Annotated in this window: 15 protein-coding genes and 1 tRNA gene; 8 read left to right on the forward strand and 8 right to left on the reverse strand. The window is 67.8% G+C overall.

Going from position 1 to position 14058, the window contains the following annotated elements; translation table 11 throughout:
* Nucleotides 1–20: 20 nt before the first annotated feature.
* Genes G6N46_RS09565 through G6N46_RS09575 form a run of 3 tightly spaced genes read left to right on the forward strand, consistent with a single transcriptional unit; the run spans nucleotide 21 to nucleotide 3011 of the window.
* Entirely contained in the window at nucleotides 21–893 is an 873-nt protein-coding gene (locus G6N46_RS09565; RefSeq protein WP_138248478.1) for a carbohydrate ABC transporter permease, read from the forward strand.
* Nucleotides 880–1692, forward strand: a complete 813-nt coding sequence (locus G6N46_RS09570; protein WP_138248477.1) for a carbohydrate ABC transporter permease — start codon at nucleotides 880–882, stop codon at nucleotides 1690–1692. Before G6N46_RS09565 ends, G6N46_RS09570 begins: the two co-directional genes overlap by 14 nt.
* A complete protein-coding gene (locus G6N46_RS09575; RefSeq protein WP_138248476.1) occupies nucleotides 1689–3011 on the forward strand; it encodes an ABC transporter substrate-binding protein in 1323 nt (440 codons plus the stop codon). The genes G6N46_RS09570 and G6N46_RS09575 overlap by 4 nt, the downstream gene beginning before the upstream one ends.
* Here the strand turns inward: G6N46_RS09575 and G6N46_RS09580 are convergent.
* Nucleotides 3008–3844: a CbiQ family ECF transporter T component gene (locus G6N46_RS09580; RefSeq protein WP_138248475.1), complete on the reverse strand. Its 837-nt coding sequence runs from the start codon at nucleotides 3842–3844 to the stop codon at nucleotides 3008–3010. The two genes, G6N46_RS09575 and G6N46_RS09580, sit on opposite strands and share 4 nt — an antisense overlap.
* Entirely contained in the window at nucleotides 3841–5877 is a 2037-nt protein-coding gene (locus G6N46_RS09585) for an ABC transporter ATP-binding protein (RefSeq protein ID WP_138248474.1), read from the reverse strand. Before G6N46_RS09585 ends, G6N46_RS09580 begins: the two co-directional genes overlap by 4 nt.
* 100 nt (nucleotides 5878–5977) lie before the next feature.
* On the opposite strand from G6N46_RS09585, the gene G6N46_RS09590 reads away from it, so the two are divergent.
* Complete coding sequence (locus G6N46_RS09590) at nucleotides 5978–6421, forward strand: MarR family winged helix-turn-helix transcriptional regulator (RefSeq protein ID WP_138248473.1); 444 nt, start codon at nucleotides 5978–5980, stop codon at nucleotides 6419–6421.
* 3 nt (nucleotides 6422–6424) lie between these two features.
* On the opposite strand, the gene G6N46_RS09595 is transcribed toward G6N46_RS09590, so the two are convergent.
* A complete protein-coding gene (locus G6N46_RS09595) occupies nucleotides 6425–6925 on the reverse strand; it encodes an LppP/LprE family lipoprotein (protein WP_064860181.1) in 501 nt (166 codons plus the stop codon).
* Nucleotides 6926–7248: 323 nt separating this feature from the next.
* Between G6N46_RS09595 and G6N46_RS09600 the strand changes: the two genes are divergently transcribed.
* The 3 genes from G6N46_RS09600 (at nucleotide 7249) to G6N46_RS09610 (ending at nucleotide 9867) form a co-directional block, all read left to right on the forward strand.
* Nucleotides 7249–8880: a cellulase family glycosylhydrolase gene (locus G6N46_RS09600; RefSeq protein ID WP_234880587.1), complete on the forward strand. Its 1632-nt coding sequence runs from the start codon at nucleotides 7249–7251 to the stop codon at nucleotides 8878–8880.
* Nucleotides 8881–8967: 87 nt separating this feature from the next.
* On the forward strand, nucleotides 8968–9366 hold the full coding sequence (locus tag G6N46_RS09605) for a hypothetical protein (RefSeq protein WP_138248471.1): 399 nt from the start codon (nucleotides 8968–8970) through the stop codon (nucleotides 9364–9366).
* Nucleotides 9367–9390: 24 nt separating this feature from the next.
* Nucleotides 9391–9867 carry a GNAT family N-acetyltransferase gene (locus G6N46_RS09610; protein ID WP_138248470.1) on the forward strand — a complete coding sequence of 159 codons (477 nt, stop codon included), beginning with the start codon at nucleotides 9391–9393 and terminating at the stop codon, nucleotides 9865–9867.
* Nucleotides 9868–9873: 6 nt separating this feature from the next.
* Here the strand turns inward: G6N46_RS09610 and G6N46_RS09615 are convergent, their stop codons facing one another.
* The 3 genes from G6N46_RS09615 to G6N46_RS09625 form a co-directional block, all read right to left on the reverse strand.
* Complete coding sequence (locus tag G6N46_RS09615; protein WP_138248469.1) at nucleotides 9874–10707, reverse strand: PRC and DUF2382 domain-containing protein; 834 nt, start codon at nucleotides 10705–10707, stop codon at nucleotides 9874–9876.
* A gap of 163 nt (nucleotides 10708–10870) precedes the next feature.
* Nucleotides 10871–11101 carry a hypothetical protein gene (locus G6N46_RS09620; RefSeq protein WP_133427281.1) on the reverse strand — a complete coding sequence of 77 codons (231 nt, stop codon included), beginning with the start codon at nucleotides 11099–11101 and terminating at the stop codon, nucleotides 10871–10873.
* A 183-nt stretch (nucleotides 11102–11284) separates the two neighbouring features.
* A tRNA-Asn gene (locus G6N46_RS09625) sits at nucleotides 11285–11357 on the reverse strand.
* Nucleotides 11358–11515: 158 nt separating this feature from the next.
* Here G6N46_RS09625 and G6N46_RS09630 point away from each other — a divergent pair.
* Entirely contained in the window at nucleotides 11516–11758 is a 243-nt protein-coding gene (locus G6N46_RS09630; RefSeq protein WP_020102071.1) for a hypothetical protein, read from the forward strand.
* A gap of 26 nt (nucleotides 11759–11784) precedes the next feature.
* Here G6N46_RS09630 and G6N46_RS09635 read toward each other — a convergent pair whose 3' ends face one another.
* On the reverse strand, nucleotides 11785–12066 hold the full coding sequence (locus tag G6N46_RS09635; protein WP_133427280.1) for a DUF7155 family protein: 282 nt from the start codon (nucleotides 12064–12066) through the stop codon (nucleotides 11785–11787).
* A gap of 81 nt (nucleotides 12067–12147) precedes the next feature.
* On the reverse strand, nucleotides 12148–14037 hold the full coding sequence (gene dnaG, locus G6N46_RS09640) for a DNA primase (protein ID WP_138248468.1): 1890 nt from the start codon (nucleotides 14035–14037) through the stop codon (nucleotides 12148–12150).
* Nucleotides 14038–14058: the final 21 nt, after the last annotated feature.

The raw sequence follows: 14058 nt of genomic DNA on the forward strand, positions 1-14058 counted from the left end.
CCACAGGCTTTAATGATCCGGTGGCACGCCGCGGGTTCCGGGACACCCTGACCGGATATGCGCTGCTCGCCCCAAGCCTGTTCGGCGTGGTGATGTTCCTGCTGCTCCCCATGCTGGTGGTCGGTTGGCTGAGTCTGCAGCGGTGGGATCTGCTGGGGCCCATCCGGTTCGTGGGGCTCGACAACTGGCACACCGTGCTGACCGACCCGACGTTCGGCCGCTCGATGGCGGTGACATTCGGCTTCGTCGCACTGGTGGTTCCCGTCCAAACGATTCTCGGCCTGGTCGCCGCGGTGCTGCTGGCCCGCGGCCTGCCGGGCTCCGGGTTCTTCCGCACGCTGTATGTCCTGCCGTGGATCTGCTCGCCGCTGGCGATCGCGGTGCTGTGGCGCTGGATTCTCAGTCCCACCGACGGCGCCGTCAGCACGGTTCTCGGGCACCGCATCGAATGGCTGACCGACCCCACACTGGCCCTGCCGCTGGTTTCGGCGGTGACCGTGTGGACCAACGTCGGCTACGTGACGCTGTTCTTCCTCGCCGGAATCCTGGCTATCCCCAATGACGTTCACAACGCGGCCCGGATCGACGGCGCGAGCGCGTGGCAACGGTTCCGCCGCATCACCCTGCCCATGCTGCGGCCGACATTCTTCTTCGTCCTGGTGACGGGTGTCGTCAGTGCGGCCCAGGTCTTCGACACCGTCTACGCGTTGACGGGCGGCGGCCCCGAGGGGCGCACCGATCTGATCGCGCACCGCATCTACGCCGAGGCGTTCGGCTCGGCGGCCGTGGGTCGCGCCGCCGTGATGGCCTTGATCCTGTTCGTGCTCCTGCTCGGCATCACGCTGGTGCAGCACATCTACTTCCGCCGACGGGTCAGCTATGACCTCACGTAACGCGCTCATCTATTCGGTGCTGGTGCTCGCCGCCGCGATCACCTTGGTGCCGTTCGGTCTAGGGCTGCTGACGTCGTTCACCTCGGCCCGCCAGTTCAACACCGATTCGCCGCTGTCCTTGCCGAATCCACCGACGCTGGCCAATTACACCGCCCTGTCCGACGCGGGCTTCGGCCGGGCCGCACTGGTGACCGCCCTGATGACCGCGGTCATCCTGGTGGGCCAGCTGACGTTTTCGGTGACCGCCGCGTACGCCTTCGCCCGGCTCGAATTTCCGGGACGCGACACGTTGTTCTGGTTGTACCTGGCCACCCTGATGGTGCCTGCAACAGTGACCGTCGTGCCGCTGTACCTCATGATGGCCGAGGCCGGGCTGCGTAATACCTTCTGGGCGTTGGTGCTGCCGTTCATGTTCGGCTCGCCCTACGCGATTTTCCTGCTGCGCGAGTACTTCCGGTCCATCCCGGCCGACCTCATCCGCGCCGCCCGCATCGACGGCGCCAGCACGCTGGACATCATCGTGCACGTCGTGCTACCGGCCAGCCGGTCGATTCTGGTCACCCTGGGCCTGATCACCGTTGTCTCGCAATGGAACAGCTTCATGTGGCCGCTGGTGATCACGAGCGGCTCATCGTGGCGGGTGCTGACCGTCGCCACCGCGGGCCTGCAGTCCCAGTTCGACGCACAGTGGACCGTGGTGCTGGCGGCAACGACCGTCGCCATCGTGCCGCTGATCCTGCTGTTCAGCATGCTGGGCCGGCACATCGTCCGCTCCATCGTCGTCACTGGCTTGAAATGAAGTTCTCGACCCGCTTCGTGATCGCCCTGGCCGCCACCATGGCGGTGCTACTGGTGACGGCCGTGCTCATGGGCCGGACGCAGGACATTGGGAAAACCGTTGTCACTGTACGACTGTGGGATGCTCAGGTCGCCGCCGCGTACCGGTCGTCGTTCGCCGAGTTCACCCGGCGGCATCCGGACATCGAGGTCCGGGTCGACGTCGTCGCCTACGCGTCGTACTTCGATTCGCTGCGCACCGACGTCGCCGGCGGCGGCGCCGACGACATCTTCTGGCTGTCGAATGCCTACCTGGCCGGCTACGCGGATACCGGCCGACTGCTCGACATCGGAAAACTGTTGGGCGACGGCGCCGCCGATGCGTGGGACCGGTCGGTGAACCAACAGTTCACCCGCGACGGGACGCTGTGGGCGGTGCCGCAACTGACCGACGGCGGCATCGCGGTGTACTACAACGCCGACCTGCTCGCTGCCGCCGGTGTGGAGCCGGCCGACTTGGACGAGCTGCGCTGGTCCCCCGGCGCCGATGACACACTGCGTCCGCTGCTGGCCCGACTCACTCTGGACCGGCACGGGAACCAGGCCGGGACACCGGGATTCGATGCCGGGCAGGTACGGCAGTGGGGCTACAACGCCGCCAACGACCTGCAGGGCATCTACCTGAACTACATCGGCTCGGCCGGTGGCTCCTTCAGCGATGGTGACCGGTTCGCGTTCGACAACCCCGGCGCGCGAGAGGCTTTCGCGTATCTGGTCAACCTGATCAACACCGACCACGTCTCCCCATCGGCCGCCGACACTAACGGCAACGGCGACTTCTCCCGCAACCAGTTCCTGCAGGGCCGCATGGCACTGTTCCAGTCGGGTACCTACAACCTGGCCGCCATCGCCGATCAGGCACGCTTCCGGTGGGGCGTGGCACTGCTGCCCAGCGGACCGGACGGCCGCGTCAGCGTCACCAACGGGATTGCCGCCGCGGCCAATTCGGCCACCCGCCATCCCGACGCGGTGCGGGCAGTGCTGCAGTGGATGGGCAGCGCCGACGGAAACGCGTTCCTGGGCACCAAGGGGGCGGCGGTGCCCGCGGTGCTGGCTGCCCAACGGGTCTACTTCGACTACTGGAAACTGCGCGGCATCGACGTGCAGCCGTTCTTCCAAGTGCTCGACGGCCCCCGCATCCCGGCCCCCGGCGGCGCGGGCTTCCCGGCCGGATTCCTGGCCATCAGGCCGTTTTTCGACGAGATGTTCCTGGGCCGCGCGCCGGTCGCGGCAACGCTGACCGCCGCTCAGCGGGCGGCCAACGCCGCCGCGGATCGCTAAAGCCGGTGGGTGGCCAGTGGGGTGAACGCCTCGACCCACAGCGACAGCGCACACATCGCGACCACCAGCACCAATGCCACGGCATCGGCCCGTCCCGGCCGCGCCGGACTCGCCACGATCTGGCCCACGCCGCCACGCGCCGTGATGGCATCGCCCATCTCATCACCGCGGCGCAGCGCCACCGTGATCGCCGCGGCCAGCAGGTCGACGATCTCGGATCGACGTTGACGCCCGCGTTCCCGGCGGGTCTCCGGCCGCACCTTCGGACGCAACCGGCGGGCCGCGAACAGCACGCGGTACTCCTCGATGAGCATTGGGAAGGCGCGCAGCGCCAGGGCCAGCGTCACGGCCCACTCGTCGACGGGAATGCGCAGCCACTTCAGCGGCCGGCCCAAAGTGGCCACCGCAGGCGCGATTTCAGCGACATTGGTGGTCCACGAGACCAGCCCACCCAGGCCCAGCAGCACGATGGACAACACCGTGATCTGCAAGAAGTTCAGCAGACCGCCCAGGCCCAGATGCGCCGACGCGATGTCGACGAACGGCTCGCCGCCGGCCAGCGCGGCCGTCCCACCGCCGAGCAACAGCAGTACCCACACGAGGCGCGGCACTGACGGCAACACGCTGCGCGGGATGTGCGCCAGCCACGCCGTCAGCATCACCAGCAGGGCCACCAGGCCGATCGGCACCCACCCCGGGTAGATGGTCAGGACGATGCCGATCAGCGCCACCACGATGAGCTTGGTACCGGCCCACAGTTCGTGAATGGGTGACGTCCCGGGCACGGGACGCAGTAGCACCATCGACCGGCGCTGGGTGGCAGGGGCCGTCATGATCGTCCTCCCGCGGTGAGTGGCGCTGCCGTCGACTGGGCGAGCTCACCGCGATGCAGCCGCAGGATGCGCGGACACAGCTCATCCAGCCCGGCGAAGTCGTGCGAGATGACGACGACCGTCAGCCCGGTGGTGCGGCGCAGTTCGGCGAGCAGTGTCACCAGACCGCGCTGGCTCGCGGCGTCCAGCCCGGCCAGCGGCTCGTCCAGAATCAGGGCCCGCGGGCGACGAGAAAGCAATCCGGCCAGCACCACGCGGCGCATCTGGCCACCGCTGAGCTGATCGATACGACGGTCGGCCAGTTCGGGATCGAGCCCGACCATCGCAAGAGCTTCGACGATCCGGGCGGTGTCGCGCTTCGAAAAGCCGGCAGCCGAGGCAATTTCGGCGCCGACGCGAGACCGCATCAGCTGCAGCCGCGCGGCCTGGAACGAGATCGCCACGGCACCAACCTGATCGGATACCGGCTTGCCGTCGAGCAGACAGCTGCCGGTGGTGGGCACCGTGAGACCGGCCAGGATCCAGGCGAGCGTGGACTTGCCGGAGCCGTTGAGCCCGTGGATCAGCACGCCCTCGCCCTCATGGACGGTGAAGCTGATGTCGCGCAATGCCGTTGATTCCCAGGGCGTCCCGCTGCCGTACTGGTGCCCCACACCCTGGACCTCGAGCACGGGCGGGCCGCCGGGTTCGACACCGTCGGACACGATCGGCACCGGTGCGGTCGCGACCATCTCGATGTTGTCGCTGGCGCCGTCCAGTCGGACCACCCGGTCGGCCGAGTCCGCTTCGTCGTTGTAGTGCGTGATGTGCACCAGGGATGTCCGGTGGTGACGGGTCAGATCGGACAGCACCGAGAGCAGCACATCGCGGCCCTCCTGGTCGACCATGCTCGTGACCTCGTCGGCGATCAGCAGCGCCGGTTCGCGAGCCAGCGCAGCCGCCACGGCCAGCCGCTGCAGCTCGCCACCCGACAGCCCGCCGGTGTCCCGGTCGGCCATGCCACTCAAACCGACCTCACCCAGCAGCCGTTCGACGTCGATGGTCGTCCCCGCCGGCAGGCCCCAGACGACGTCGTCGGCCACGCGGGTGCCGAGCACCTGACTCTCCGGATGCTGCATGACCACCGCGGTGCCACCGGTCCGGCCGAGGCCGACGGCACCCGGTCGGTCGATGGTGCCCGCGGTCGGTGCGCGGCCCGCGAGCGTCAGCATCAGCGTGGTTTTACCCGACCCGTTGGCACCGGTGACGGCGACGTGCTCGCCCTCGTCGATGTCCATGCTCACCGGGCCGAGTGCGTCGCGATTGGTACCGGGGTACCGGAATCGAACGTCGCGCAGGCGCGCCGGGACGGGCGCCACGAGACCGGTGGACTCGACGGTGTCGAGCTTGTGCACGTCGGGAATCCCGTAGAGCCGCTTCAAAACCCGCGACAGCGCCCACCAGCCCAGCAGCGTGACGACGATGATGTGCATGATCACCGAGATCATGATCGGCACGGGCCAGTAGTGCAGGAATGCCGCGAACCCGGTGCGCAGATCCTCGGCCGCCTGCTCGCCGCCCGGCACCGCGGCGATGACGTTGGCGATGCCGTGGATGTTCGAGGTCATCGACGCGAAGATCAGCTCCCGCAGCCGCCGCACCAACAGCAGGATGCCGATGACGTAGGCCCCGAACGCCGCGCCCGCGACCACCGATGCGCACAGCACCGTGACGATGCCGCGGCCCGTGCGCTTGACGATGCCCGTCAGGCCGCCGATGTAGGCACAGAACACCACGGTCATCAGCCCGCCCATGCCGGCGATCAGGAACGCGATGGTGCCGCCGGCGACGGTCGCGGCCACCAGCACGCGGAGTCGGTAGCGGTAGGCCAGCAGTCCCATCGGGACCGTGCCCAGCATGCCGAGGCCCGCGGCGAACGGCACCACGACGGCGATGATGGCGGTGGCCGCGCTCAGGGCCGCCATCACGGCGGCCTGGGCGTACTCGCCCGGATCGAGGGGACCGGCCTTATCTCTGGTGCCGGCAGCAGTCATTGCACAATTCTGCCAGCTGCGCAGACGAGTAAACTCGACGGTGTTGTGACCGTCACCACTCCCGGCGGCAGGTTCGACTACATAGAGAATCTATGGAACCATGTTGAACATGACAGCTGCACCGGCGACCGAAACGACCCTCGCCTCGGATCTGCTCGCCGTCGTCGCACGCATCAACCGTCTGGCCAACCAGCGCGTCCGGCTCCCACTGCCCTTCGCCCAGGCCCGGTTGCTCTCCACCATCGAAGCCGAGGGGCGCGCCCGCATCTCCGATCTCGCCGCGCTCGACCACTGCTCGCAACCGACGATGACGACCCAGGTCCGTCGCCTCGAGGAGGCCGGACTGGTCTCCCGCACCGTCGACCCCGATGACGCCCGCGCCGTCCTCATCAGCATCACGCCGCAGGGCGTCGCCACGCTGGCGCAGGTTCGCGCCGACCGCGGCAACGCCATCGACCCGTTCCTGGAGGAACTCGACAGCACCGACCGGGACACCCTGGCGGCCGCCGTCGAGATCATGCGCGGCCTGCTCGCCGCGCACTGACGGTCACGGCCCGGGAATCGGATCCAGCGCCTTGAGCGCGCCGCCGTCCACGGTGAACCGCGCGCTGCCGATGCCGGTCGGCATCCCCGGCTGATCCTTGGGCTGCTGCCATTGGTATTGCACCGTCACGCTGTCCGGAGCGCTCGCGGTCACGGTGATATACGGCCGCGCGTTGGGCGTCGGCGTGCCGATCATCGTGTTCTTGTTGAAGAACACCACCTGCTGCAGGCTGTCCGGCGTCGAATTGTTCTGCCCGACCTGCACCCAGTACAACGCACAGTTCGCGGTGTGGCCGCTGCCCATCTGAGTCCACTTGCCCGACGGTGGGGCCGGCAGCGCGTAGATGGATGCGGTCACGACGTTCTGTGCCGGCCCGTCGGCGGGTGTGCACTTGTCGGCCTGAGGCGCCGGATCCGGACCTTTCGGGCTCCAGCCACATCCGGCGCTGAGCAGGGCGGATGCCGCGAGCAGGACGATTGCCGAGGGGTAGCCGATGGACCGCATGTGGCCAGCCTACGGCCAAGCGCACCAAGCTTTTTGACGGCAACCTGGTTTGCCCAGACTTTGCGCGGGGCACCCAATCTAGGTCTTTGACGCCCGGCAGGGGTTAGCCGGGCGCGAAATCAATTGTGACTAGGGGAAATTCGATGTGGCATAGAACGAAGCGAGGTCAACATCCAAGGCCGGTGGTCAAGACCGGTGTGACAGTGGCAATCTCGGCGGCATTGCCCGTCGGGGTTGCAGGTTTGATTTTTGCGAGCGTGGGCACCGGTCCGGGACCGGTGCCCTATTTGCTGTCTGCGGCCATTACGGAGTCGAACACGACAGTGGGATTCGCCGATTCGGACATCATCGGCATGTCGACGGCCGACATCAACAAGACGCTCGACGAGATGCAGTCCCTCGGCGTGCAGAACGTCCGGATCCTGCTCCCGTGGAACAACATCGAACCGGCGCCGGGATATTGGAACTGGAGCACCGTCGACACCCTCGTGAACGCCGCGGCCGACCGCAACATGGGCATTCTCGGCGTGCTCAACGCGACGCCGGCGTGGGCGGTACCCGCAGGTGCTCCGGCCGTGGCCTCGCCGCCGGCGGACAACACCCAGTACGCGCAGTTCGTCGGCGCAGTCGCGGAGCGCTACGCCGGCAAGGTATCGGCCTACGAGGTGTGGAACGAGCCCAACGCGGCGCCCTCCTGGTACCCGACACCCGATCCCGCGGCGTACACCAGGCTGCTGCAGGCGGCGTATCCGGCGATCAAGGCCGCCGACCCCGACGCGACGGTGATCGGCGGCGTGGTCGGCTGGGTCACCGACACCCCTGGCCTGGCCATCAACGCCGCCTCCTACGTCCAGGGCATGTACGACAACGGCGCGCAGGGGTATTTCGACGCGCTGTCGTTCCACCCGTACCAGTACCAGGTGCCCTTCGGTAACGGCACCCCGTACGGACCGATTGCGCCGATCAACCAACTGGCCACGATCCACCAGGAGATGGTCGCGGCCGGTGACGGCAGCAAGCAGATTTGGGCGACCGAATACGGCGAGCCGACCTCCGTCGTCGACAACAACACGCAGGCGGCGTTCATCTCCAACTTCCTGAACTCGTGGAGCAGCGTCAACTACACCGGGCCGATGTTCATCTACACCACCCGGGACCGCAACACGGGCAGCACAAGCGATCAGGACACTCTCGGTGTCTTCCAGACGGATTGGACGCCGAAGCCCGCCGCGAACGTCATCGCCCAATGGACCGCGACGCATCCGCAGAAGCCGATCGGCGCGCCGGACCCGACGACAGATCCGAGCCCGATGCTGGCCCTCACGACACTGAGCGCCACCAGAGCCCTCGCCGACCCGACGGTGTCGACACTCAGCGCCACCACCGAAACGCTTGCCGACCCGACGGTTTCGACGCTCAGCGCCACCACCGAAACGCTTGCCGACCCGACGGTTTCGACGATGCGCGTTGCCTCCGGGGAGACCGCGGCAGCGACGAAGACGACGGACACGACCGCAACAGCGGCCGACCCGGCGACCGATCCGGCGGCGGTGACCCTCCTGGCCGGCCGCACCATCGCGGCCGGCGTGCCCGTCACGGCCGTCCGGGCAACGCCCGCCACCCCGGCGACTACTGCCACCCAGGCAACACCGGCGACTCCGGCTACCCCGGCCACCCCGGCCACACCGGCAACCCAGGCGACTCCGGGCACCCCTGCCGTCCCGGCAACACCGGCAACACCGGTCACCCCGGCAGCGCGGGCAATACCCGCGACCCCGGCCACCCCGGCCACGCCAAAGGCGTTGGCGGCCAAGGCCTCGGCGACCAAGGCCGACACCGCGGCACCGGCTGGGTCCACGAAGTCAACGGCACCGAAGCAGGACACGAAGGCGAAGTCCGCGCCGGCGAACTCCAGCCCGAAGAACACCGGGCCGAAGAACACCAAGAAGAAGTAACTTCATCGACTCATCCGGAGCGGTGCGCCTGCACCGCTCCGGATAGCTGTGCGTTTCGCGACATCGACGCGTGGGTAAGTAATGTCCATGTCGATCACGGTCGGTGGTAGACCACCGGACTACGACGGTGATTTGCCCGGAGGCGTCGCCGGACTGTATGGCGGCGGCGCGTGGCCGACCGCGGGCAACAAGGCACAACGCCGCGTGCTGGCCCTTGCCGTCGGCGTCCTCGTCGGACTGCAGCGGCGCCGTTGGCAGGACGCGGCCGTCGAATTGATCGGGGTCGCCCACGACGCCGACATGTCGCCTTACGTACTGGCGGAGGCGCTGGTCGAGCTCTCCGGTGGCCATTCCCTGCGGTTGGCAGGCGGCTCCCGTCCCGATGCGATGCGAACCGCCCTCAAGCATTGGGGCGACTTGCTCACTCCCCCGGACGATTCCGATATGGAGCAGGGCTCAGGCCCGGACCACGTCGTCGCTTGGTGAGCCTCCCGAGCCCGTCTCTACTCTGTGAATGTGACCACGACGCAGAACTTCTCGCTCCGCCCGTGCCACGGACCCGCGGAATGGCCGGAGCTGGTGCGCATCTGGCGCAGCGCTGTCGAAGCGACGCACCACTTCCTCACCGCCGATGACATCGACTTCTACGAGCGGCGACTGGCCGAGGAGTACCTGGGGATGGTCGACCTCACCGTCGCGGACTGCGACGGCGTGCCCGTCGGCTTCTCGGGTGTCGCGGGCGGCAATCTCGAGATGCTGTTCGTCGACCACCAGCATCGGGGTCGTGGCGCGGGCTCGGTCCTGCTGGCCGATGCGCGGGCCAAGGAGCCGGGTCTGTTGGTCGACGTGAACGAGCAGAACCCGCAAGCCGTGGGTTTTTATCAGCGCCACGGGTTCGTCACCCTCAGCCGGTCGGAGACCGACGGCGACGGGCGACCGTTTCCGATCCTGCATCTGGGCCCGGCGCCGTCGGCTTCGCTGCGCTGAAAAGGGTCAGCGGCGGCGACGCTCCACGCCGTCGGCGTTGATCTCTTCGCGGCGAACGTCCTCGGTGACCTGTTGGTTCTCGGTGACCTCATCGACCGCCAGTCGAACCCGTTCGACGGGAACCGATTCCTTGCTGACGACGACCTGGTCCTCGTGCAGCGTCACCTCGCGTTGGTCGTCGGCGAGTCGGGTGTCACGGACGTGAGCCGGATCGCTGATGGCGGCGCGCTCCACGCGCACCTCCTCGTGCGTGACGGGCACCTGTACGGTCCGTTGCTCGGTCACCACATGCTTGTTGAGGCGGGCTGTGCCTGACGTCGTGCGCTCGGTGCCCACCTGGAGACGCTCCTCCGAGCGGATCATCTCCGGCCCGGTGTGAGTGGCGGGGTCGGTGTGGGCCGACGTGTTCGCCGTCGTGTTCGCCGAGGTACCGCCGATGCCGCCGAGGGCCGGCGCCGCTCCCCGAAGGTGCTTACCGCCATTGGAGGACGTGGACTCGGGGCCGGGCTGCTGCGGGGCCGTCGGCGGGGTGGGCCGCAGGCCGTAGTACTGCGCCAGGGTGGCTTCGTCAGCCGGGCTGATCCGCTCACCGATATCCACGTGTGGGGCGTCCTTGACCGCACTCTTCGCCACCGCTACGCGCACCGAATCGTCGCCGTCCGGCCGGGCACCTGCCAGCGGGACCAGCGACTCCGTCATGCCGAAGAGGCCGGTGTGAACCGAAGCCCACTTGGGCTCCCGGCTCTGTCCGTCCAGATACAGCTCATGAATCTTGCCGATCTTCTCCCCAGACGGGTCGTACGCGGTCGCACCCTTGATTTGTTCCAGCACGTTCGTCATAAATTCGCTCCTTTCGTCCATTACTCGTATTTCCCATTACGCCGCGGACCCGATCGGGCCCACGCGGGTGTGTCGACGACGCTCTCGGTTGCCGAAGCGCGGCAACACCACGCCGAAAAGGCGCTCAAACGCCTTTTTCTCGAATGCTTTTGGGATCTGGCGGCTAGACGTGCCGGCCGTGCAGGTGCGGATGGTGCTCGCTGAGCAACATGCCCGACAGCAACCACACGGCCCCGAAGGTCGCAGCGGCCAGCGAAACGATCATCGCCACTGCGCCGAACGTCAGATATCCGGCCACCATCGCGACGGCACCGACGACCAGGGCCACGAAACTCGTGGCAATGGTCACCAGGCCCGGCACCATGGCGCCGACCGAGGTACGCGATTCGTTCATGCCTTGCGGGTACCCGTGAGCATTGCCACCAAAACTCTGGGCGCGTACCGAGCGTGGGTCTTTTCGAGGCGGCGCGCCGTAGAAATCACGTGCGGCCGCGCGTTCGACGCAGCGCCTGAATCGAGGACGGCGCAGTAGCCCCGGAATGCAAAATGACCAGCACTTCCGTGCTGGTCACTGTTGCTCCCCCGATTGGACTCGAACCAATAACCGCCCGATTAACAGTCGGGAGCTCTGCCAATTGAGCTACAGGGGATTGTGCTCAGGCCCTGGGCGCGTGTCCCTGAACCGAGGCATGACTCTAGCGCATGACTGCGCGGATCTTTGAATCGGCTGGTAGCTGCCGGTCGGGCCAGACGCACCGGGGATCGTGAGGCAGGATGGAGCCAAGCACCGTCATCAGGGAGGGGTCCAGTGATCCGAGCCGTCGCCGTCATGGCCGTTGGCTATGTTCTGGGAGCCAAGGCAGGCCGTCGCCGTTACGAGCAGATCGCCGGCACATACCGCGCCATCACCGAGAGCCCGAAGACCAAGGCCGTGCTGGATGCGGGCCGGCGCAAGCTGGCCGACAAGGTGTCACCGGACCCGAACATGGTGCGGTTGACGGCGATCGACTCACAGACCGCGGTCCTGCATCCGGAGTCGATTCACGACTGACGCGCGCCCACCGGGGCGCGTACGACTCAGCCGAGCGGCTGGTTCCAGGTCTGGCCCGGCAGCAGCGGGCCGCTGCTGATGCCGCCGCTGGGTCCCCAGACGCCCCACGGCGTGCCGACGTTGACCGGCTGGCCGTTGGACCGGCCCATGCAGTAGCCGTCTTCCTTGTTGCCGAACCAGGCGAGGCAGCCGCCGTCGGCCGTCGTCTGCGACGACGGGGTGCTGCTCAGCGCCACGATGACCGGGGCAGCCACCGCGGTGGCAACGAGCGCTGCTGCGGCGAACAGCCGGGTTGCTCCGATGGTCATGCTGGGCCTCTCCGCTGTGGTCGGGTTCTGCCCCACCATATCGCGGACGGTGGTTCTGCGTGTTACAGCGGAGCGAATGCCTCAGCTGACGTCGTCACCGCTGGCCTGCTGCAGCAGGCTGCGCCGGTACTGCTCCATGGCGACGAGGTCCCCGAACAACGCGTGGTACTCGTCGCTCTGCTCGACGGGCGACATGCGCTGCAGTTTCGACTTCAACTCGGCGATCTCGCGGCCCACCCAGACCTCCTGCAGGCGGGCCAGCACGCTCGCGATGTAGCGCGGCAGCTTGTCCTCTTCGGCCTGGAACGCCTCGACCGACAGTTCGTTGATCAGGTTCGCCGCCGCCGGGTCTGCCGCCCGGACCGCCTCGATCCATTCCGCACCGCCCAGGCCGGACGCCGTCCCGCCCGCCGTGGTGATCGCCTGCCGGACGGTGGCGTAACCGGGATGGGTGAAGCTGTCGACGGGCAGCCCGTCGAACACCGGGCCGGCCATCGCCGGGTACTGCAGCGCCGACTTGAGTGCCTCGCGCTGCGGCCACAACGTCGGGTCTTTCGGGTTCGGACGCCCCACTGCCGCTGCCGGGGCGGCCGGCGCCGACGGGCGCCGGGCATCCCGCTTCGACGTCGCCGGGCCCGACTTGGCGGTCTCGCGCACCCGCGCGATCACCTGCGCCACATCGTCCCAACCGACCCAGCCTGCGAGCTGACGGGCGTACTCGTCCCGCAGGGTGGGGTCCTTGATTCGGGCCGTCAACGGCACACACCGCCGCAGTGCCGCGACCCGGCCCTCCGCGCTGTCCAGGTCGTGCTCTTCGAGTGCCGTGCGAATCACGAACTCGAACAACGGTGTTCGGCGCGCCACCAGATCGCGCAGCGCGCCGTCGCCGGCCGCCAGGCGCAGATCGCATGGGTCCATGCCGTCGGAGGCCACGGCGACGAACGACTGGCCGGTCAGATTCTGTTCGCCCTCAAAGGCTTTCACCGCGGCGGCACGTCCGGCGGCGTCACCGTCGAACACGTAGATCAGCTCGCCGCGAAAGAAGTTGTCGTCCATCATCAGTCGCCGCAGCATCGACAGGTGCTCGTCGCCGAACGCCGTGCCGCACGACGCGACCGCGGTGGTCACGCCGGACAGGTGCATGGCCATGACATCGGTGTAGCCCTCGACGACGACGGCCTGATGGCCCTTGGCGATGTCGCGCTTGGCCAGGTCGAGACCGAACAGCACGTGGGATTTCTTGTACAACACCGTTTCCGGGGTGTTGACGTACTTGGCTTCCATGTGGTCGTCGTCGAACAGGCGGCGGGCGCCGAACCCGATCACCTCACCCGTCGCGCCCCGGATGGGCCAGAGCAGCCGGCGGTGGAACCGGTCCATCGGGCCGCGGCGGCCCTCGCGGGACAACCCGGCGGCCTCCAGCTCCTTGAACGTGAATCCCTTGCGCAGCAGGTGTTTTGTCAGGGTGTCCCAGCCCGACGGTGCGAATCCGCAGCCGAAGCGCTTGGCCGCGTCGGCGTCGAAGTTCCGGTCGATCAGGTATTGGCGGGCGGCAGCGGCCTCGGCCGACTGCAGCGCCTCGGCGTAGAACTCCTGCGCGGCGGCGTTGGCGGCGAGCAGCCGGCTGCGGCTGCCCTTGTCCCGCTGCACATTGGTGGTCGACGAACCCTCGTAGCTGATGGTGTAGTTCAGCCGGTCGGCGAGCAACTCCACAGCTTCGACAAAGGTGACGTGCTCGATCTTCTGCACGAACGCGTAGACGTCACCACCCTCGGCGCAGCCGAAGCAGTGGAACAGCCCATGGTTGGGCCGCACATGGAACGACGGCGACTTCTCGTCGTGGAACGGGCACAGGCCCTTGAGCGAGTCGGCGCCCGCGCGCCGCAGCTGCACGTGCTCGCCGACGATGTCCTCGATGCGGGTGCGTTCACGAATGGCCGCGATATCGCGATCAGGAATCCGGCCGGCCACGCGCCCAGTGTAGGCGGAGCT

Origin of the sequence: Mycolicibacterium phocaicum (assembly GCF_010731115.1) — a bacterium.
GTDB classification, from domain to species: Bacteria; Actinomycetota; Actinomycetes; order Mycobacteriales; family Mycobacteriaceae; genus Mycobacterium; species Mycobacterium phocaicum.

Bases quoted from the DNA above. Each gene is read 5' to 3' on its own strand.
- G6N46_RS09570 (WP_138248477.1), top strand. From the start codon at position 880: ATGACCTCACGTAACGCGCTCATCTATTCGGTGCTGGTGCTCGCCGCC.
- G6N46_RS09575 (WP_138248476.1), top strand. From the start codon at position 1,689: ATGAAGTTCTCGACCCGCTTCGTGATCGCCCTGGCCGCCACCATGGCG.
- G6N46_RS09580 (WP_138248475.1), bottom strand. From the start codon at position 3,844: ATGACGGCCCCTGCCACCCAGCGCCGGTCGATGGTGCTACTGCGTCCC.
- G6N46_RS09585 (WP_138248474.1), bottom strand. From the start codon at position 5,877: ATGACTGCTGCCGGCACCAGAGATAAGGCCGGTCCCCTCGATCCGGGC.
- G6N46_RS09590 (WP_138248473.1), top strand. From the start codon at position 5,978: ATGTTGAACATGACAGCTGCACCGGCGACCGAAACGACCCTCGCCTCG.
- G6N46_RS09595 (WP_064860181.1), bottom strand. From the start codon at position 6,925: ATGCGGTCCATCGGCTACCCCTCGGCAATCGTCCTGCTCGCGGCATCC.
- G6N46_RS09605 (WP_138248471.1), top strand. From the start codon at position 8,968: ATGTCGATCACGGTCGGTGGTAGACCACCGGACTACGACGGTGATTTG.
- G6N46_RS09615 (WP_138248469.1), bottom strand. From the start codon at position 10,707: ATGACGAACGTGCTGGAACAAATCAAGGGTGCGACCGCGTACGACCCG.
- G6N46_RS09620 (WP_133427281.1), bottom strand. From the start codon at position 11,101: ATGAACGAATCGCGTACCTCGGTCGGCGCCATGGTGCCGGGCCTGGTG.
- G6N46_RS09635 (WP_133427280.1), bottom strand. From the start codon at position 12,066: ATGACCATCGGAGCAACCCGGCTGTTCGCCGCAGCAGCGCTCGTTGCC.